Source organism: Micromonospora sp. NPDC049836 (assembly GCF_044465125.1).
GTDB lineage: Bacteria > Actinomycetota > Actinomycetes > Mycobacteriales > Micromonosporaceae > Micromonospora.
The window spans coordinates 736,100-753,954 of record NZ_JBITLH010000001.1; the positions used below are offsets into that span (position 1 = coordinate 736,100).

Below are 17,855 nucleotides of genomic sequence, written 5' to 3' on the forward strand. Positions count from 1 at the left end.
CCGTGACCCCGGCGGGCCGCCAGGCCCCGCGCCGGCCCGGTCCGACCGGGCCCGGCCGGCGCGGCTGACCGGCCCGGTCAGAGCAGCGTCTGGGACTTCGCCTCCATCTCGGCGGCGGCCTCCTCCTTCGACTCCTTCGCCAGCGGCTTGCCGCCCGGCGCGGCGGCCTTGCCGCCGAGCGGATCCGCCCCGCCGGTGGCGCCCTGCGGCCCGGTGCCGCGCAGCTGGGCGTTCGGCATCAGCAGGGTCACCAGCACGGCCAGGATGGCGATCAGCCCGGTGGTGAGGAAGACCGGGTGCAGCGAGTCGACGAAGGCGCCCTGGATGGCGGCCCGCACCGGACCGGGCAGGGCCAGCACCGTCGCCGGGTCGTTGATCGAGATGTCGGTGCCGCCGTTGGCCGCCACGGCCGCCCGCTGGTCGGGCGGCAGCTGCGCGATGGCGGCCGGCAGCCGTTCGCCGAGGTGGCGGGTGAGCTGGGACGACAGCACCGCGCCGAGGATGGCCACCCCGAACGAGCCGCCCAGCGAGCGGAAGAAGGTCGCCGAGGAGGTGCCGGCGCCCAGGTCCCGCGGGTCCACCGCGTTCTGCACGGCCAGGATCAGCGACTGCATGCACAGCCCCAGCCCGACGCCGATCACCACCATGAAGCCGAACGCGACCCAGAGCGAGGTGGCCACCTGGAGCTGCCGGAACAGCAGCATGCCGACGACCAGCACGGCCGAGCCGGCCACCGGGAACCACTTGTACCGCCCGATCCGGCTCATCGCCCGGCCGGTGATGATCGAGGTGACGATGATGCCGGCCATCATCGGCAGCATCAGCAGACCGCTGCGGGTCGGCGAGGCGCCCTTGACGAGCTGGAGGTAGAGCGGGATGAAGATGATCGACCCGAACATCACCAGACCGAGCACGAACCCGGCCAGGTTGGCCAGCGAGAAGGTGCGGTTGCGGAACAGCCGCAGCGACAGGATCGGCTCCGCCACCCGGGCCTCCTGGAGCACGAAGAGCACCGCCAGCACCGCGCCGGCCACCAGCAGCCCCACGATCACCCCGGAGCCCCAGGCGTACTCGTTGCCGCCCCAGCTCAGCGCGAGCAGCAGGCAGCTCACCGCGGCCACCAGCAGCCCCGCGCCGAGCCAGTCGATGGCGTGCTCCCGGCGCTGGAACGGCACCAGCCGCATCACGTGGTAGCAGACCACGATCGCGAGGATCCCCAGCGGCACGTTGATGTAGAAGATCCACCGCCAGTTGGTCTCCGCGAAGTAGCCACCGACCAGCGGGCCGGCCACCGAGGAGATGCCGAAGACGGCCCCGAACAACCCCTGGTAGCGGCCGCGCTCCCGGGGGGAGACCACGTCCGAGATGATGGTGAACGCCAGGGTCAGCAGGCCACCCGCGCCGAGGCCCTGCACACCCCGGGTGACGATCAGCTGGGTCATGTTCTGCGACAGGCCGGCCAGCAGCGAGCCGAGCAGGAACGTGCCGATGGAGAAGAGGAAGACCGGGCGGCGCCCGTACAGGTCGGCCATCTTGCCGTACAGCGGCGTCGAGGCGGTGGAGGCGAGCAGGTACGCGGTGACCACCCACGAGTAGTGGTTGATCCCGCCCAACTCGCCGACGATGGTGGGCAGCGCGGTTCCGACGATGGTCTGGTCCAGTGCCGCCAGCAGCATGCCGGTCATCAGGCCGAACATCAGCAGGCGGATCTGGCGGGCGGGCAGCACGGGACGAGCGGCCTGGGCTGTCATCCCGCTTCCTTTCCCACCGGGGGCGGATCATGCCCCCGGTGGGAGAAGAAGTCAGTGCTTCCCCTCGGCGAACTCCTCGACGATCTTGGCGCAGAACGCCGGCAGATCGTCCGGCTTGCGGCTGCTGACCAGCCCGTTGTCGGTGACCACCGGCTCGTCGACCCAGCTGGCCCCGGCGTTGGTGAGGTCGGTACGCAGGCTCGGCCAGGAGGTGATCCGGCGGCCCCGCACCACGTCCGCCTCGACCAGCGTCCACGGGCCGTGGCAGATCACCCCGACCGGCTTGCCGGCGGCGAAGAACGACTTCACGAACCGGACCGCCTCCGGGTCCGTCCGCAGGAAGTCCGGGTTGGCCACGCCGCCCGGCAGCACCAGCGCGTCGTACGCCCCGGCGTCCGCCTCCTTCGTCGTCACGTCGACCGGGTACTTCCCGCCGTGGTCCAGGTGGTTGAAGGCCTGGATCTCGCCCGGCTCGATCGAGACCAGCTCGACCCGGGCGCCGGCGCTCTCCACCGCCTCCCGGGGCTTGGTGTACTCGACCTCCTCGACGCCGTCGGCGGCCAGGAAGGCGATCCGCTTGCCCTGCAGTGTCGCTGCCATGGTGTTTTCTCCTCTCCGGGGTGTTCTTGACCCGTTCCCGAGGCCGGCGCGGCGAAACCGGACCCCGGCGTGGCCCGCCCCTCAGCCGGGCAGGTTTGGCCGGACCGGCTCGGGGGACCCGAAGGGGCATGGCAGGAGCAGCAGCGGAAGAGCGCCGGCTCGCCACCGTCGTGGAGAGCTGGCTGGGCCGCCCCGTGCTGGTGGTCGGCGACGCCATGCTGGACGAGTGGCGGTTCGCGGAGTCCGACCGGCTCTGCCGGGAGGCGCCCGCCCCCGTCCTCACCCTGCGCCGACGCATCTCCGCGGCCGGCGGCGCGGCGAACACCGCGGTCAACGTCGCCGCGCTCGGCGGGCGGGCCGCCCTGGTGGCCCCGGTCGGCGCCGACGTGGCCGGCGACGAACTGCACGACTGCCTCGACCGGGCCGGCGTCTGGGACCGTACGGTCAACCAGCCGGGCCGGCCGACCCCGGTCAAGCGGCGGATGCTGGCCGGCAACCAGATCCTGCTCCGCGAGGACTCTGGCGACCCGGACGACGCGCTCGACGACGACGGGGTGGCCCGGCTGCTGACCGCGCTGCACTGCGCCACCGAGGAGTTGCACGCCGCCGCGCACGGTCAGCCGCTCACCCTGGTGGTCTGCGACTACGGCCTGGGCGCGCTGCCCGGCGGGGTCCGCGCCTGGCTGGTCGCCAACCGCGACCGCTACGCCACGGTCGCCCTCGACGCGCACGACCTCGCCGACTGGCGCGGCCTGAACCCCACCGTGGTGACGCCGAGCTTCGCCGAGGCCACCCGGCTGCTGGCCCGGGCCGCGGCCGGGTTCAACGGCGCCGGGCACCCGCCGAGGCGGGTGGACGGCCTGCACCTGGACCACCAGGACGACCCGGCCGACGGCCCCTCCGAGCTGGTCGTCGGCGCGGCCCCCGGCGGCGCCGGTGAGCCCGCGCCGGCCCCGGACCCGCTGCGCGACGGCAGCCGCCTGGCGATGGGCGCCGCTCCCGCCGGGCACCGGCCGGCCGGCGCCCCGCACCCGACCGCCGGCCCCGCGCCGGCCACCGCCGGACCGACCGGCGAGCCGACGCCCGGCGAGGAGCGGGTGGCGCTCACCGGCGACGGGCTGAGCGTGACCGGCACCGGCGTGACGGTCAACGCCGAGGCCGGCGAGGGCGTGGACCGGGCGGTGCTGGCCCAGTCGCGCCTCGACGAGCTGCGCGCGCACACCGGCGCGGACGTGGTGGCGGTGACCCTGGACACCGAGGGCGCGGTGGTCGGCGGGGCCGACGGCGAGCCCCGGCGCAGCCACAGCACCCCGGTCCCGGCCAGCCACGCGGTGGGCGCCGGGGACGCGTACCTGGCCGCGATGACCCTGGCGCTGGCGGCGGAGGCGAGCTTGCCGACCGCCGCCCAGCTCGCCCAGCTCGCCGCCACCATCACCGTCTCCGACACCGGGACCTGCGTGTGCCGGCGGGAGGACCTGCTGGACGCGCTCGGCACCGGCCCGGAGCAGGGCGACCATCCGACCCTGGTGGGCGCCGCCGAGCTGGGCGCGATCGTCACCGAGCACCGGCGGGCCGGCCGCTCGATCGTGTTCACCAACGGCTGCTTCGACGTGCTGCACCCGGGGCACGTCCGCTACCTCACCCAGGCCCGCGCGCTCGGCGACCTGCTGGTCGTGGCGGTCAACTCCGACGGCAGCGTACGGCGGCTGAAGGGGCCGGACCGGCCGGTCAACCCGGTGGAGGACCGGGCCGCGCTGCTCGCCGCGCTCGAGTGCGTCGACCACGTGGTGGTCTTCGAGGAGGACTCCCCGGCCGGGCTGATCGAGGCGGTCCGCCCGGACGTCTACGTCAAGGGCGGCGACTACCCGCCCGAGATGGTTCCCGAGGCACCCCTGGTCCGCCGGCTCGGCGGGCAGGTCCGCACCCTCGGGTACGTGCCGGACCGCTCCACCTCGGCGATCATCGACCGGATCCGGGCCCAGTCGCCCATCCCGGCCGGCGCCGAGACGACCCGCCGCGAGGCCACCCACCACGAGGCCAGCGGGCCCGGCGGCGGGGGCCGGCCCGCGGTGGGCGAAGGCAGGTCGGCGTGAACCGACCGCTCGACCTCGGCGACCCGGCAGGGTTCCGCCACCCCCGGCAGCTCGACGTGCTGATCCCCACCCGCAACCGCCCGGCCGAGCTGGCGGTCACCCTCTCCGGGCTGGCCGCCCAGGAGGGCGTACCCGGCTTCGGCGTGGTGGTAAGCGACCAGTCCGACGAGGACCCGGCGTACGCCCACCCGGCCGCGGCCACCATGGTGCGGGCGCTGCGCCACCGGGATCACCCGGTGCTGCTGACCCGCCGGCTGCCCCGGCGCGGCCTGGCCGAACACCGCGCCTACCTGTTGAGCCGGTCGGTCGCCGAGTACGTGCTCTGCCTCGACGACGACGTCTGGCTGGAACCCGGCACGCTGTCCCGGCTAGTCACCGCGATCCAGGAGCTGGGCTGCGGGTTCGTCGGCAACGCGGTGCACGGCCTGTCGTACGCCGACGACGTCCGGCCGGAGACCCACGGGCACTACGAGGAGTGGCCGGGCCGGCCCGTGCCGGAACGGATCCGCCCCGGCACCCCGCAGTGGCAGCGGGCCGCCATCCACCCGGCCGCGAACCTGCTGCACGTCACCGAGAAGCTGCGGCTGCCGCCGGGCGCCTGGCGGGCGTACAAGATCTCCTGGATCGGCGGGTGCGTGCTCTACGACCGGGCCAGGCTGGTCGACGCGGGCGGCTTCGAGTTCTGGCGCCGGGTGCACGAGCGGCACCAGGGCGAGGACGTGGCCGCCCAGCTCGCGGTGATGGCGCGCTACGGCGGCGCCGGCGTGCTGCCCAGCGGGGCGTACCACCTGGAGTCGCCGACCACGGTGACCGAACGGGAGGTGGAGGCGTGGGAGGTGGTCCTCACCGACCAGCCGGCCTGACCGCGAGCAGCTCGCGGGCGGCCTCCACCACCTCGATCACCGGTACGTCGGCGACGAACGAGTCGCGGTGCGGGCACTCGCCGTCGCCGGGGCGGTGCGGGTAGATCCCCGGGGTGCAGTCGACGCCGCAGACCGGGCAGTGGGTGGTCCACGAGGCGATCGGCCGGTGCCGGCCGCGCAGCGGGGTGGCCCCGTTGATCAGGTTGCCGACCCAGTAGACCCCGACGGTCGCGGCGCCGACGGCCGCGGCCAGGTGCAGCGGCCCGGTGTCGTTGGAGATCACCAGCGCGCAGCCCTGGTAGCAGGCGGCCAGCCCGCCGAGGCTGAGCGTGCCGACCTGCGGGCTGACCGGCACGCCGGACGCGGCGACCACCGCGTCGACCGTCTCCTGCTCGGCCGGGGTGCCGGTGACCAGCACCTCGTACCCGTCGCCGGCCAGCGCCCGGGCCACCGCGCCGAACCGGTCCGGCGGCCAGCGGCGGCGGTTGTCGGTCGCCCCGGGGTGCAGCGCCACCCGGGGCCGGGCGGGCGCGCCGAGCACCCGGCCGGCCTCGGCCCGGTCGGCGTCGGTGACCGCCAGGGCCGGGGTGATGGTGGTGGCGGGCGCCCCGACCAGGGCCACCACCTCCAGCGCCCGGATCACCTCGTGCTGGTAGTAGACGTAACGCAGCCAGCGGTCCAGCGGCGGCGCGTCGGCGGCGCGCAGGCCGGCGGTGACCCGGGCCCCCAGCCCGGCCACCACCGGGTTCGAGTTGGCGCCGCCGCCGTGCACCTGCAGCGCCAGGTCGAACCGTTCCGTCCGCGCCGCGGCCAGGAAGTCCGCCATGGCCGCCGGTTCCTCGCCCGGCGCCGGTTCCCGGATGCCGGGCGCCGGCGGCACCACCAGCACCCGGTCCACCGGGCCGGGGCGGTCGCGCCAGAGCGTCGCGTGCCAGGGCGCGCCGAGCAGCACCAGCTCCGCCGCCGGGTACGCGGCCCGCAGCGCCTCCAGCGCGGGCAGGATGAAGATGAAGTCGCCGAGCGCGTTGGCCCGCAGCACGGCGATCCGTTCGACGTCGGGCACCCGCTCCCCGACCGGGCCGAGCACCGGCGACGGCGGCAGGTCGCGGCGCGGCGCGCTGGGGTTGTCGCCCGGGGTGCCCACGCGACCCCTACGGCCGGTCGATCTCGTCGACCGTGGTGTCCGGGTGGTGCAGCTCCCGGTCCGCGGCCGGATCGGCCAGCCGCCGGCCGTCCCCGGTGGCGGCGCGGGGACCGGACCGGCCGACGGTGATGGTGCGCGGCGCGGGCCGGGCGGCCCGGGGCAGGTGCACCCGGAGCAGGCCGTGGTCCATCACCGCGTCGATCCGGTCGGGGTCCACCCGGGACGGCAGGTCCACCCGGTACTCGAAGCCGCGCGTCTCGAAGCCGCCGGGGATGCCGTGATCGGCGTTGACCTCGGCCTCCGAGCGGGCCCGTACGCACAGCTCCCGGTCGTCCAGCTCGACGGCGACCTCCTCGGGCGCCACGCCCGGCAGCCGGACCACCACGGCCCAGCCGTCGGCGGTCTCGGTCAGTTCCACGTCGGTACTGCCGCCGGTACGGCCACCGACCAGCCGGCTCAGCTCCGCGCGCAGCGACTGGAGCTCGCCCATCGGGTCCCAGCCCTGCTGGCGCCCCCGCCAGCCTCGACCGCCACTCTGTTCCGTCATCGCGCCTCTCCGATCCGCTGGTTCGCCGTGGGGGGTCGCAGCGAGCTCGGGGCGTTCAGGTCGTGCTCCGGGTCCACCCCGACGCCGAGCCGGTCGACCAGCTCACCGCCGAGCCACGCGCTGACCCCGAGGATCGCCACGGCGACCACCTCGATGGCGATCAGGGCGCCGCCGGCGGCCCGGGAGTCGGCGTTGAGCCGGACCACCCAGACCGCGGCGAAGAGCAGGATCACCGCGAGGTTGGCGGCGGCGTGGGTGAGCCCGACCCGCTTCGCGCGGGTGCCGGTCGGCAGGGCCAGCAGGTCGACCGCGCCGGCCGCCGCGGCCAGCAGGCCGCCGATCAGGCCGACCGCGATGTTCCAGTACGCGACCTCGCCGAGGAAGTCCGGCCCGCCGACGGTGTCCACCACGTCGAAGATCACCGCGGTGACCAGGAGCGCCACCGGGAACATGACCAGCATCGGGTGCACGGGGTGCCCGAGCACCTTCAGCCGGCTCTCCATCTCCGCCTCCATCGATCGGTCCGGGCGCGCTGCGGCTTAGCCCGTACCCGGGCCGACCGGGGGCAAACCTGGTCCGGCGCGCGCCCCTAGGCTGACGATGACGGAAACCGGCCGCGCGCGGGCCGGAATCGCCGTCACGGTCGACCGACGGGGGAGGCAGGCGTGCCGACACAGCAGATCAGTAGCCCGGAGGAGTTGCGCGAGGTGCTGGGGGCGCCGATGCCCCGGGCGCTGACCAAGGAACGGACGGCGCTGCACGCCCGGGACCGGGAATGGTTGGCCGCCTCGCCGTTCTGCCTGGTGGCGACGGCCGGCGCCGACGGCAGCTGTGACGTCTCGCCGAAGGGCGACCCGCCCGGCTTCACCCTGGTGCTGGACGAGACGACCATCGCGATCCCCGAGCGGCCCGGCAACCGGCGGGCCGACGGCTACCGCAACATCCTGGCCAACCCGCACGTCGGGCTGATCTACCTGATCCCGGGGCGCACCGACACCCTGCGGATCAACGGCCGGGCCCGGCTGCTGCGGGACGCGCCGTGGTTCGACGACCTGATGGTGCAGGGGCACCGTCCGGTGCTGGCCGTCGAGGTGACGATCGAGCAGATCTTCTACCACTGCGCGAAGGCGTTCCTCCGCTCCGAGCTGTGGCGGCCGGAGACGTGGCGGCCGGACGTACTGCCGTCCCGGGCCCGCCTGGTCAAGGAACTCGAGGCGCCCACGGCGAGCCTGGAGAGCCTGGAGAGCCACTACGGGCCGGAATACCTGAAGACCCTCTACGCCTGATCGGCCGGGTCGCCGCTCCGACGACCTGGACTGGGTGTACGGCGCCGCGCCGTGGGCCCGGGTCGACGGTGTCGACCCGGGCCCACGGGGTGTTCAGCGCGTCGTCACTGGGTGACGGAGGCCGTCAGCTGGAACGGGTTCGCCAGCAGCGGGCTGGTGCGGCGCGCCTCGACGACGAACTCCCAGACGCCCGGCTTCGGCTTGGCGTAGCTGCGGGTGAACGGGTCGCAGCCGTTGCCGTCCTGGTAGTTGGCGTAGCAGTAGATGGTGCCGGCGCTGGACTTCTCCGCCTCGAGACCGTCCGGGCCGTACGCCCACCAGCGGGTCTGGCTGCCGTCGGCCAGGCCGGCGAGGTTGACGGTCAGGTCGGTGGCGCCGGCCGGGACCGCGACGCTGTAGATGAGCGTGTCGTTCCGGTCGACGGTGCCGGCCACGGACCAGGTGGCGCCCGGGGTCAGCGCGGTGGCGGCCTCGACGGCCAGCAGGGCGGACTGCTCGACGGCCTGCGTGGCGCGGTTGTCGATGGTCAGCACGGCGCTGTGGATGCCCTGGCTGCCCGGGGCGGCGGTCACCTTGACCACCGTCGGGACGCCCTTCGCCAGGCTGACCTTGCCGGGCGCGGTGAAGGTGCCGTCGTTGCCCCGCAGGTCGAGGACGTAGTCGAGCGCACCGTCCGGGCCGCTGGTGCGGGTCAGGGTGAGGTCGTAGGTGCGGGACTCGCCCACGCCCTGACCGCCCTCGCCCGGCGCGCAACTGTTGTAGAGACCGCTGCCGGTGTGCGGCGTGACGAGCTTGGCGGAGAGGCTGGTGCAGACCGGCGCGGAGACGGTCACCTCGTCGGTGCCGGCGACGCCCTTGGCCAGGTACTGCCAGGCGTGCCCGACGTTGAACTCGCCGCGGCCCTGGGCGATGGCCGGCTCGTCCTTGTTGTAGTCGGCGGTCGAGAAGATGGCCCGGCGCAGCTCGGCCGGGGTGGCGCTGACGCCGTTCTGCCGGGCGGCGGAGAGCAGCAGCGCGGCGGCGCCGGTGGCCTGCGGGGACGCCATCGAGGTGCCCTGCAGCATCGAGTACCCGGCCGGCAGGGTGTAGCCGGCGTCGGCCACCAGGCTGTTGGCGATCCAGGTCGGGGTGGGGGCGATGGCCGCGCCGGGCGCGGTGATGTCCGGCTTGAACCCGCCGTCCTCCCGCGGTCCCCGGGACGAGAACGGGAAGACCGCCCGCGCCTGGGTCACGAAGGAGCCGTAGTTGGCCCACCAGGTCTGCTTGGAGACGGAGGCGCCCACGCTGACCACGGTGTCGGCGGAGGACGGGTCGCCGACGCTGTTGGTGCCGGCCCCGGAGTTGCCGGCCGAGGAGAAGATCTGCACCCCGGTGGTGGCGATCAGCCGGTCGTACAGCAGCGCCATCGCGCTCTGCCCGTCGTTGAGGGCAGGGCTGGAGCCGATGGACAGGTTGATGACGTCGACGTGGTAGTTGGTGGCCAGGTCCACCATGCCGTCGGTGAGGGCGGCGCTGGAGCAGCCGCTGTGCGTGCAGGCCCGCATGGAGACCAACTTGGCGCCGGGCGCCTGGCCGTTCATCCGCCCGCCGAGGACCCCGTTCGCGGCGGTGATGCCGGCCACGTGGGTGCCGTGCGCCTCGTCGAGGGTGTTGATGTTGACACCGATCAGCGCCGAGCTGAGGCGCCGGGCCTCGACGGTGAACGGCTGGCGCTCGTTGACCTCGGTCGCCGGGTTGTCGGTGCCGATGTACCCGATCTGGTGGTTCTCCCGGTACGGCCGGTAGCGCTCGTCGGCGGTGAAGGCGTGGTCCTGGTTGAGGTCGATCCACACCGCGTTGTCCGACTCGCGGTAGGCGATACCCAGCGTTCCGGTGAGGGTGGGGTCCACGTAGCCGGCGACCGCCAGGTTCTTGCGGGTCAGGTACATGTCGTCGCTGCCACCCTCGGGCAGCGTCCAGGTGATGTCGTACTTGTCGACGGTCGACCCGGTGACCTTGTTGCCGTTGGTCAGCGTCAGCCAGGTGCGGTCGAAGAGGATGTCGATCAGGTTGCGCGGGTCGCTGCCGGCGACGGTGTCGACCAGCTTGCGCTCGCCGGTCGTGGTGGTGGCCAGCGCCGGGTGGGTCGGGTCGACGCCGGTGTCCATGATGCCGATGGTCACGCCGCGGCCGTCGTACGTGGGGTGCTCGGTCTTGAAGGCCACCGAGCCGGTCTCCCGGGTCGGCAGGTACGGGTTGTCGTCCGGGGTCGCCGCGGACGGCGCGGGCGGCAGCTCGCCGGGCTGGCCGACGCCACCGGCGCCGGCGGTGGTCTGCTCCAACTCGAGCAGCTCGTCGGCGTCCACCCGGAGCACGGAGTCGATGGCGACGGCCTGCTCCACCAGGGCGAACGGGACGTTCGCCTTGACGTAGCCGATCTCCGGGTCGATCCGGGTGACCTCGACGCCGAGCTCGGTGAGCTGCCGGGCCACCTCGTCGGTGCGGCCCGCTTCCACCGCCAGCATCAGGGTGACGAAGTCGGGGACCGGCTGGGCGGCGTCGGTCGGGACGGCCCGGGTGCGGGACTGGGCGGCGTACCGGGCGATGAGGGCCCGGTCGTGGCTGCCGAGCTTGTCGGCGACGCTGCCCGGCGGGGTGGCGGGCTCGGCGTGGGCGGGCAGGGAGGACAGGGTCAGTCCGCCGGCAACAAGTGTCGTGGCCAGTGCGGCGGCTGCTCGGCGGGTGCGCTTGGCAGGGGAGGTCACTCGACATCCTTCAGGGCTGGGATGGGTTGACGCGCACACACTGCCACCGGTGACACCCGGCCCATCAGCCCTCTGAGCTGGCAGTTCAACGCCATGGCGTAAATCCGTCAGCCGCTCGGCGCGGCTGCGCCGGACCCCTCCCACCGCCGGGGACGCGGTCGGCTAGATCCACTCGCGGCGGGCGGCCTGCCAGCCCAGCTGGATCCGGCTCTGCACCCCGGCGACGGTGAGCAGCCGCTGCACCCGGCGCTGCACCGTCCGCATGCTCACCCCCAACTGCGAGCCGATCGCCTGGTCGGTGTAGCCGGCCAGCAGCAGGGCCAGCAACCGGCGGTCGTCGGCGGCCAGCGACCCGTCCGCGGCCTCGGAGAGCGCGACGGGCACCGGCAGCGCCGACTCCCAGATCCGGTCCACGATCCAGGCGAGGCAGTCCACCAGCGGGCGGGCGTGGATCACGAAGAGCACCGGTTCCTCGGCCGCCGGGTCGGGCGGCACGAGCGCCGCCTGCCGCCGGTCGAAGACCATCAACTTGAACGGGACGGCGGCCACCCGCATCTCCTCGCCGAGCGCCGCCCACTCCTCGAGCAGCAGCGGGATCTCCGGGCTGCCCGGGTCCAGCAGGTCCCGGTCGTACACGACCCGGTACTGGATGCCGGCCCGCAGCGCCTCCCGCTGGGCGACGTTCTCGCTGGCCGGTACGGCGACCGTCGGCCGCCTGCTGAGCGCGGAGATGTCCCGGGTGGTCTCCCGCTGCAACATCGCGTACCGCTCGGCGATGGCCCGGGCGCCCCGGACCACCTCGACCGCCTCGGCGCCGCGCCACGCCTCCCGGGCGTGGAACCGCTCGGCCAGCTCCGCGATCACGGTCTGCGCCCGGCGGAGCTCGTCCATCCGGCGCAGCGCCAGCAGCTTGAGGGTGGGGTCGGGCGGGGCCGCCCGGATCGCGTCGGCGGGATCGGACGGCAGGTCCACCAGACCCTTGGCGGCCAGCCCCGCCAGCGCCCGCCCGACCGCGGGGCCGGCGAGCCCGGTCCGCTCGGACAACTCGTCCGCGTCGCCCGCCGGCCGGGCGGTGAGCGCCAGGTAGACCTGCTCCTCATCGGGCTCGACGCCAACGGCCTCCAGCATCCCGACTCCTCCGCTCAGCAGCCCGACCCACTCTGTGAGCTGGGATTATGCAGCAGCTCTCGGGTGTGCCGGAAAACCTGGTCCGCAGACCGGGACGGCCCGGGGCCGGCCCGCCGGGACCGGTCCGGCGGGGCCGGCGGCCGGCACGGTGGGCGCGGACCGGCGCGGGCGGCCGAGGTTGAGGGCGGCTTCCCGGGGTACGGATTTCTCAGCGGACGACTGAACGACGAGGAGGATCCATGACCACGAAGGTCGAGAAGTCCATCGACGTGAATGTTCCCGTGAGCACCGCGTACAACCAGTGGACGCAGTTCGAGGAGTTCCCCCGGTTCATGGGCGGCGTGCGGGAGGTGCGCCAGCTCGACGACCGGCGGATGCACTGGGTCGCCGAGATCGGCGGGGTGAAGCGCGAGTGGGACGCCACGGTCCTGGAGCAGGTGCCGGACCGGAAGGTGGCCTGGGCGGCCACCAGCGGCGCCACCAACGCCGGCGCGGTCTACTTCCAGCCGATCGACACCGACCGCACCCAGGTCCGTCTCTGCCTGGAGTACGAGCCGGAAGGGCTGGTCGAGAAGGCCGGCGACAAGCTGCGCGTCGTCGAGAAGCGGACCGAGGCCGACCTGGAGAAGTTCAAGGCGTACATCGAGGGCCGGGGCGCCGCGACCGGCGCCTGGCGCGGCACCATCGACGACGGCCGTGCCCTCGGCACGCCCGGCGTCGCGCACGCCGCCGGCTCGGTGGGTGACGACGGCAAGGCCGGCCTCTCCGGCAAGGCGGTGGCCGCGGGCACCGTGGCGGCGGGTGCGGCGGCCGGCGCGGCGGCGCTGGCCAAGCACCGCCGGGACGGCGAGGACGACACCCCACCGGCGGAGCCGGCGACCGGGTACGTGGTGACCGACCTGCCGGCGCAGCGGGCGGGCACCTTCCCGCCGGACCCGGCCGACCCGAGCCGCAACGTCTGACCTTTCACCTCCCTGCCGGAGCGAGCCCGGTGGGCCGGCCCCGAGCCGTGCCTGCCGGGCTCGCTTCGTCGCAGCTGACCGGGCCCCGTGCGGGCCTCCGTGGCCGGTGGTGGCCCAGGTCACGACGTACCGCTGTCACAGGAACCGGGCCGCCGGGGTCTTGTGCTCGTCCGGTACCCGCAGAGCACGAGGAGGATCGACGTCATGGACGCCCGGTTCAACATGTTGGACAACGAGATGGCCGTCAAGTTCTTCAAGCGGTTCGCCAACGCCAGCCTGGTGATCCAGCAGTCACCGCTGCCGAAGTCCACTCAGGAGCTGGTGTCGCTGCGTGCCAGCCAGATCAACGGCTGCGGTTGGTGCATCGACATGCACACCAAGGAGGCCGCCGCCGAGGGCGAGAGCGCGGTCCGGCTCAACCTGGTCGCCGCCTGGCGCGAGTCGACCGTGTTCACCGAGGCCGAGCAGGCCGCGCTGGCGCTCGCCGAGGAGGGCACCCGGCTCGCCGACGCCCACCAGGGGGTGTCCGACGAGACCTGGGCGCAGGTGCGCAAGCACTACGACGACGACCAGATCGCCGCGCTCGTCTCCCTGGTCGCCCTGATCAACGCGGCCAACCGGCTCGCCGTGATCGTGCACCAGCGGGGCGGCTCCTACGAGCCCGGCATGTTCGCCGCCGCGCTGAGCTGAGCGCCGGCGCAGTCCGGCCCGGCCCGGGATCGTAAGGTCCCGGCCCGGCCCGGCCCGGCCCGGCCGGGCCGGGCCGGGCCGGGCCGGTCCTGGCCGTCGCTGGCGGTCGCTGGCGGTCGCTGGCGGTCGCTGGCGGTCGCTGGCGGTCGCTGGCGAGAATGTGCGGCACGACGGAATCCGCGGCGGCCGGGCCTGTTGGCGTGGCTGTGCCTGCCGTCGATCCTCGACGCGGGCCTCGCGTTGGTCTTCGCCTCGTGCCTGTCGCCGCACCTCTACCCCTGACCCGGTCCGCGGCGGCACAGGGGCGTGCGGGAACAGCGGCGGGCTAGGCCTCGGTCGCGTCGACGCCCATCAACTCGCAGAGCTTCCGGACCCGCTCGACCCGCTCCGGGTGCAGCTTGTCGCGCAGGATCCGGCCCGGCAGGTTGATGCAGTTCTGACCGGTGTACGCATGGCAGACGGGGCAGGACACGTATTCCGGGAGGCACGACGACAACGGCATACCCTGGGACAACGCGGCAATGGCCATCTTGCGGACCGCCCGGTACAGCTCCTCGTCGCGATGGACGGCGGCCGCATCCGTTATGTACTGCAGACCGGACCAGAACCAGAGCGCAGCCTGCTCGCCGCTCAGCGCTGTCACCTGCCGAATGAGCAGGCTCTCGGGGGACTCGTCCGGGTGGCCCATGCGCCGAGTCTCCCCGGCGTCCGGGTGAGCAAACCTCGGTCCGGGTCGGCCCGGACCACCGGTCCCGGGTACGGATCCCGCCTACCGCATCCGGAAGGACGCGCGGTTCGAGGCGGGACCATCACCGGCCACGGTGGCGTTTTCGCAGGTCAGGAAGCGGTCGCTGACGTGGCCGACGAGCAGTCCGGGTATCGCCACGACCGCCACGATCGCCACCACGGTGACCTTGAGGCGAAGTCCCGGGAGGGGCGAAATAACAGGGTGCGCAGCCGGTGACGGAAACGGCTGGAATATCGCGGCCCACGTGGTCAAGGCTGATCGGGCCAACGCCACCTCCGCCGTCCACCTGTTCATGAGCGGCGGTTCCGGTCACTAACCTCGGTGACATGGCAGAGCCCTCGGAGTATGAGCTTGCGGCGTGGCGGGACATTCAGCAGTTCAAGGGCAGGCCGCTGTCGGCCGCGTTGCGCAGAGCCGGCGAGGGCGTGTCCAACGGCGCGGCGGCACTCGGTCGGCGTGCGACGACGTACCTGGAAAACCACCCGGGAGCCCAATCGGTCGTGTCGCGGGGGCGGGGCATCGCCGCCAAGGGCGCGAGCGCTATCGGTGCCGGGGCCCGCAAGGCTGCCGGCGTCGTCCCCACCAGCGCGGCAGATTGGAGTGGCAGCGCTCTGGGCTCGATGCAGCGAACGGTGGCGAAGATCTCCCGAGCAGGGCTCTCGCCCAAGCGAGTGGTGGAGCTCCACCAGAAGCGCGGACACGACGTCACCAAGCTCTCCGACCTGCGGCGACTCGACCTCGAGAAGATCCACGCGGTCCGTGGTCGGGCCTTGAGCTGGTACTACCCGGCTACTGCCGCAGTCTCGGGAATGGGTGCGGGGCTGGTGATCTCGGGAGGCGAGCTGGCTACCGCGGTCTCCGGCGGAGCGGCGGCGGCGCCGTCGGGAGGTGCCATCGTCAGCGCTTTCGCCGGCGACGCCGCAATCGTCATCGGACTCGCGTCCCGCGCCGTCGGCCATGTCTCACTGCTGTACGGCTACGACCCCGAAGAACCAGCCGAAAAGCTCTTCGTGCTGTCCGTGGTCAACGCTGGGACGGCCGCATCCGTGGGCGCGAAGAACGCCGCCTTCGCCGACATCTCGCGCCTCACCCAGGCACTCGTCCGAGGTAAGACGTGGAAGGTCCTGAACGATTCGGTCGTCGCCCGGATCGCCGGACGGTTCGCGGAAGCGTTCGGCCACACGCTCACCAAGAAGGGCCTCGGCAAGGTCGTGCCGGTAGCGGGGATCCTGGTCGGTGGCACCATCAACTGGACCACTCTGGAGGGAATCGTCGACACCGCCGAAATGGCGTACCGGCGCCGGTTCCTGCTGGAGAAATACCCGCAGCTCCTGGCAGATGAACCAATCGACGCCTTTGTTGTTGAGGACACGGACGACCCGAACGACGTTGTCTACGACGGGTTCAACGTGCTCGACGAACTCGCTGTGGAGGGCGGACCCGACCTGCGCTGAATCCGGACCGCCTCGCCCCCGTCCGCCGCCTCCCCGACCACGGCGAAAATGCCGCCCACCAATCCGGAACACGAACGCTGCCGCCAGGGTCAACGCACTCATCACGGCGTACCCGCCGATCAGCCAGACGTGGCCCGGCTCCACCGATCGTGGAGCCGGGCCACGGTCAAGGGCAGATCCAGGTGTGCGGTCGGCTGCGCCCCGAAGGGTGATCAGTCGGCACCGTCGGTCGGGGTGGGCGCCCCGGTGGCGGGCCGGTACCGCACGTTCACGATCGCGGTGGGTGGCCGTTCGCCGACGTGCCGGAGGGTGATCGGTTCGCCGCCGGGGTTGTCGAAGAGCCTGATGCCGTCACCGAGCAGGACGGGTGCGACATGCAGGTCGATCTCGTCGAGCAGACCGAGGGCGAGCAGTTGGCGGCCGATGGTCGCCGAGTGCACCTCGAGGTTCTTGCCACCGGCCGCCTTCAGCCCGATCCGTACCGCCTCGGCCGGGTCGCAGTTCAGGAACGTCACGTCTTCGGCCGGCGTGGCGCCCTCCGGGTGGTGGGTGAGGACGAAGATCGGTCCGACCCAGGCGCCGCCGTAGGGGCGGGCGCTCGGATCAGCGTCCCATCCGGCGCGGCCACGGAGCACGGCGCCGGTGGTGCCGACGTACTCCTCGACGAGGCCGGGGCGGGACAGGGTGCCGGTCATCCAGCCCATCGCATGGTCCGGTCCGGCGACGAACCCGTCCAGGGACATGGTGAAGTGCCAGAGCACCTTTCCGGCCGCCGTCTGCGGCGCGGTGTCGATCATTGTTGGGTTGGCCATGGGTGTTGAGACGGGTGCCGGCGGAAAAGGTCATCGGTCCAGCGAGGGCGGCAGCAGGAAGGCCGCAAAGAGCACCGGCTCGTGGAACGCGGTGAGCTCGGCGATGTGGCCGTCCTCGATCCGCAGCACCCCGATGGCGAACGGCAGGTAGGCCTGCCCGGCCGCCGCCCGGACGTAGCCCGCCACACCGAGCTGACCGTTGACCGGTACGTCGAGCATGCGCATGGCCCCGACGTACTCGGCCGAGCCGGGGTCCCAGCTTCGTGCCAGCGCGCCGAGCAGCGACTCCCGGTCCGAGAACCACTCGGGATACGGCGGCATCGTCGCCCGGACGTCCGCAGCCAGGAGTTCGGCGAGCTGGACGAGATCGCCGCGCTCGACCGCTGACATGTACCGGCGCACCAACCGACGGTCGTCGTCGCTGGGTGGCGCGGTCGGCGCCCATTCCGTGCGGCCCGGCGGCAGGTGGTCGCGCAGGGTGGCGCGGGCGCGTTGCAGCGCGCTGTTGACCGAGGCGACGGTTCCGTCGAGGGCTTCGGCGGTCTGCCGGGCGGGCCAGCCCAGCACGTCGTGCAGGATCACCGCGGCGCGCTGTCGGGGCGGCAACTGCTGGATGGCGGCCAGGAAGGCCAGCTCCAGGGTCTCCCTCGCGACGGCCGCCGCCTCCGGCTCATCGGACCGCGCGGCGACCGGCTCCCGGAGATGATCGGGGAACGGCTGCAGCCACGAGGCCGCTCCGGCTCCCGAGGGCGAACCGGCCTGGTACGGCAGCAGGCGAGGCGCCCGGCCGCGGAGGACGTCGAGGCACACGTTCGTCGCGATGCGGTAGAGCCAGGCGCGTGCCGAGGAACGTCCCTGAAAACCGCCGCGGCCGCGCCACGCCCGGAGGAACACCTCCTGGACCAGGTCCTCGGCCTCCTGGAAGGAGCCCAGCATGCGGTAGCAGTGCACCCGCAGCTCGGCCCGGTGCCGCTCCACCAGGTCAGCGAACTCCCCGTCGTCCATCCGGCGACCGTACTCAACGGCGACGGCA

16 protein-coding genes and 1 pseudogene are annotated in these 17,855 nt (G+C 73.3%); 6 read left to right on the forward strand and 11 right to left on the reverse strand.

Annotated elements, in window-relative coordinates; all coding sequences use genetic code 11:
- Positions 1 to 77: 77 nt before the first annotated feature.
- Together ACIBPB_RS03525 and ACIBPB_RS03530 are read right to left on the reverse strand one after the other, a co-directional pair.
- The gene (locus ACIBPB_RS03525; RefSeq protein WP_396837998.1) at positions 78 to 1,751 is read right to left on the reverse strand and encodes a DHA2 family efflux MFS transporter permease subunit; all 1,674 of its coding nucleotides are present in this window, start codon (positions 1,749 to 1,751) and stop codon (positions 78 to 80) included.
- A 51-nt stretch (positions 1,752 to 1,802) separates the two neighbouring features.
- Positions 1,803 to 2,351 (reverse strand): type 1 glutamine amidotransferase domain-containing protein, encoded by a 549-nt coding sequence (locus ACIBPB_RS03530; RefSeq protein WP_396837999.1) that lies wholly within the window; start codon positions 2,349 to 2,351, stop codon positions 1,803 to 1,805.
- A gap of 128 nt (positions 2,352 to 2,479) precedes the next feature.
- On the opposite strand from ACIBPB_RS03530, the gene rfaE2 reads away from it, so the two are divergent.
- The gene (gene rfaE2 / locus ACIBPB_RS03535) at positions 2,480 to 4,444 is read left to right on the forward strand and encodes a D-glycero-beta-D-manno-heptose 1-phosphate adenylyltransferase (protein ID WP_396838000.1); all 1,965 of its coding nucleotides are present in this window, start codon (positions 2,480 to 2,482) and stop codon (positions 4,442 to 4,444) included.
- Positions 4,441 to 5,307, forward strand: a complete 867-nt coding sequence (locus ACIBPB_RS03540) for a glycosyltransferase (protein WP_396838001.1) — start codon at positions 4,441 to 4,443, stop codon at positions 5,305 to 5,307. Before rfaE2 ends, ACIBPB_RS03540 begins: the two co-directional genes overlap by 4 nt.
- Here ACIBPB_RS03540 and ACIBPB_RS03545 read toward each other — a convergent pair.
- Genes ACIBPB_RS03545 through ACIBPB_RS03555 form a run of 3 tightly spaced genes read right to left on the reverse strand, consistent with a single transcriptional unit; the run spans position 5,288 to position 7,501 of the window.
- Positions 5,288 to 6,409, reverse strand: coding sequence for a glycosyltransferase family 9 protein (locus ACIBPB_RS03545; RefSeq protein ID WP_396838176.1), 1,122 nt, complete (start codon positions 6,407 to 6,409; stop codon positions 5,288 to 5,290). The genes ACIBPB_RS03540 and ACIBPB_RS03545 overlap by 20 nt on opposite strands.
- A 49-nt stretch (positions 6,410 to 6,458) precedes the next feature.
- Positions 6,459 to 6,998 carry an Hsp20/alpha crystallin family protein gene (locus tag ACIBPB_RS03550; protein ID WP_396838002.1) on the reverse strand — a complete coding sequence of 180 codons (540 nt, stop codon included), beginning with the start codon at positions 6,996 to 6,998 and terminating at the stop codon, positions 6,459 to 6,461.
- Positions 6,995 to 7,501 carry a DUF2231 domain-containing protein gene (locus ACIBPB_RS03555; protein ID WP_396838003.1) on the reverse strand — a complete coding sequence of 169 codons (507 nt, stop codon included), beginning with the start codon at positions 7,499 to 7,501 and terminating at the stop codon, positions 6,995 to 6,997. Before ACIBPB_RS03555 ends, ACIBPB_RS03550 begins: the two co-directional genes overlap by 4 nt.
- Positions 7,502 to 7,663: 162 nt before the next feature.
- Here ACIBPB_RS03555 and ACIBPB_RS03560 point away from each other — a divergent pair, with 162 nt between their 5' ends.
- Positions 7,664 to 8,284 (forward strand): pyridoxamine 5'-phosphate oxidase family protein, encoded by a 621-nt coding sequence (locus ACIBPB_RS03560; protein ID WP_396838004.1) that lies wholly within the window; start codon positions 7,664 to 7,666, stop codon positions 8,282 to 8,284.
- A 104-nt stretch (positions 8,285 to 8,388) separates the two neighbouring features.
- On the opposite strand, the gene ACIBPB_RS03565 is transcribed toward ACIBPB_RS03560, so the two are convergent.
- Together ACIBPB_RS03565 and ACIBPB_RS03570 are read right to left on the reverse strand one after the other, a co-directional pair.
- The gene (locus ACIBPB_RS03565; RefSeq protein WP_396838005.1) at positions 8,389 to 11,028 is read right to left on the reverse strand and encodes a S8 family serine peptidase; all 2,640 of its coding nucleotides are present in this window, start codon (positions 11,026 to 11,028) and stop codon (positions 8,389 to 8,391) included.
- A gap of 162 nt (positions 11,029 to 11,190) precedes the next feature.
- Entirely contained in the window at positions 11,191 to 12,156 is a 966-nt protein-coding gene (locus ACIBPB_RS03570) for a helix-turn-helix domain-containing protein (protein ID WP_396838006.1), read from the reverse strand.
- Between the two features lie 239 nt (positions 12,157 to 12,395).
- On the opposite strand from ACIBPB_RS03570, the pseudogene ACIBPB_RS03575 reads away from it, so the two are divergent.
- A pseudogene (locus ACIBPB_RS03575) lies at positions 12,396 to 12,845 on the forward strand (SRPBCC family protein); the annotation flags it as partial.
- 477 nt (positions 12,846 to 13,322) lie between these two features.
- Positions 13,323 to 13,808 (forward strand): carboxymuconolactone decarboxylase family protein, encoded by a 486-nt coding sequence (locus ACIBPB_RS03580; RefSeq protein ID WP_396838007.1) that lies wholly within the window; start codon positions 13,323 to 13,325, stop codon positions 13,806 to 13,808.
- A gap of 325 nt (positions 13,809 to 14,133) precedes the next feature.
- Here ACIBPB_RS03580 and ACIBPB_RS03585 read toward each other — a convergent pair whose 3' ends face one another.
- Complete coding sequence (locus tag ACIBPB_RS03585; RefSeq protein WP_396838008.1) at positions 14,134 to 14,496, reverse strand: hypothetical protein; 363 nt, start codon at positions 14,494 to 14,496, stop codon at positions 14,134 to 14,136.
- Positions 14,497 to 14,577: 81 nt separating this feature from the next.
- Positions 14,578 to 14,712 (reverse strand): hypothetical protein, encoded by a 135-nt coding sequence (locus ACIBPB_RS03590; RefSeq protein ID WP_396838009.1) that lies wholly within the window; start codon positions 14,710 to 14,712, stop codon positions 14,578 to 14,580.
- A gap of 170 nt (positions 14,713 to 14,882) precedes the next feature.
- Here ACIBPB_RS03590 and ACIBPB_RS03595 point away from each other — a divergent pair, with 170 nt between their 5' ends.
- The gene (locus tag ACIBPB_RS03595; protein ID WP_396838010.1) at positions 14,883 to 16,010 is read left to right on the forward strand and encodes an EcsC family protein; all 1,128 of its coding nucleotides are present in this window, start codon (positions 14,883 to 14,885) and stop codon (positions 16,008 to 16,010) included.
- Between the two features lie 212 nt (positions 16,011 to 16,222).
- Here the strand turns inward: ACIBPB_RS03595 and ACIBPB_RS03600 are convergent, their stop codons facing one another.
- Together ACIBPB_RS03600 and ACIBPB_RS03605 are read right to left on the reverse strand one after the other, a co-directional pair.
- Entirely contained in the window at positions 16,223 to 16,822 is a 600-nt protein-coding gene (locus ACIBPB_RS03600; RefSeq protein ID WP_396838011.1) for a dihydrofolate reductase family protein, read from the reverse strand.
- Between the two features lie 30 nt (positions 16,823 to 16,852).
- Positions 16,853 to 17,827 (reverse strand): RNA polymerase subunit sigma-70, encoded by a 975-nt coding sequence (locus ACIBPB_RS03605; RefSeq protein WP_396838012.1) that lies wholly within the window; start codon positions 17,825 to 17,827, stop codon positions 16,853 to 16,855.
- Positions 17,828 to 17,855: the final 28 nt, after the last annotated feature.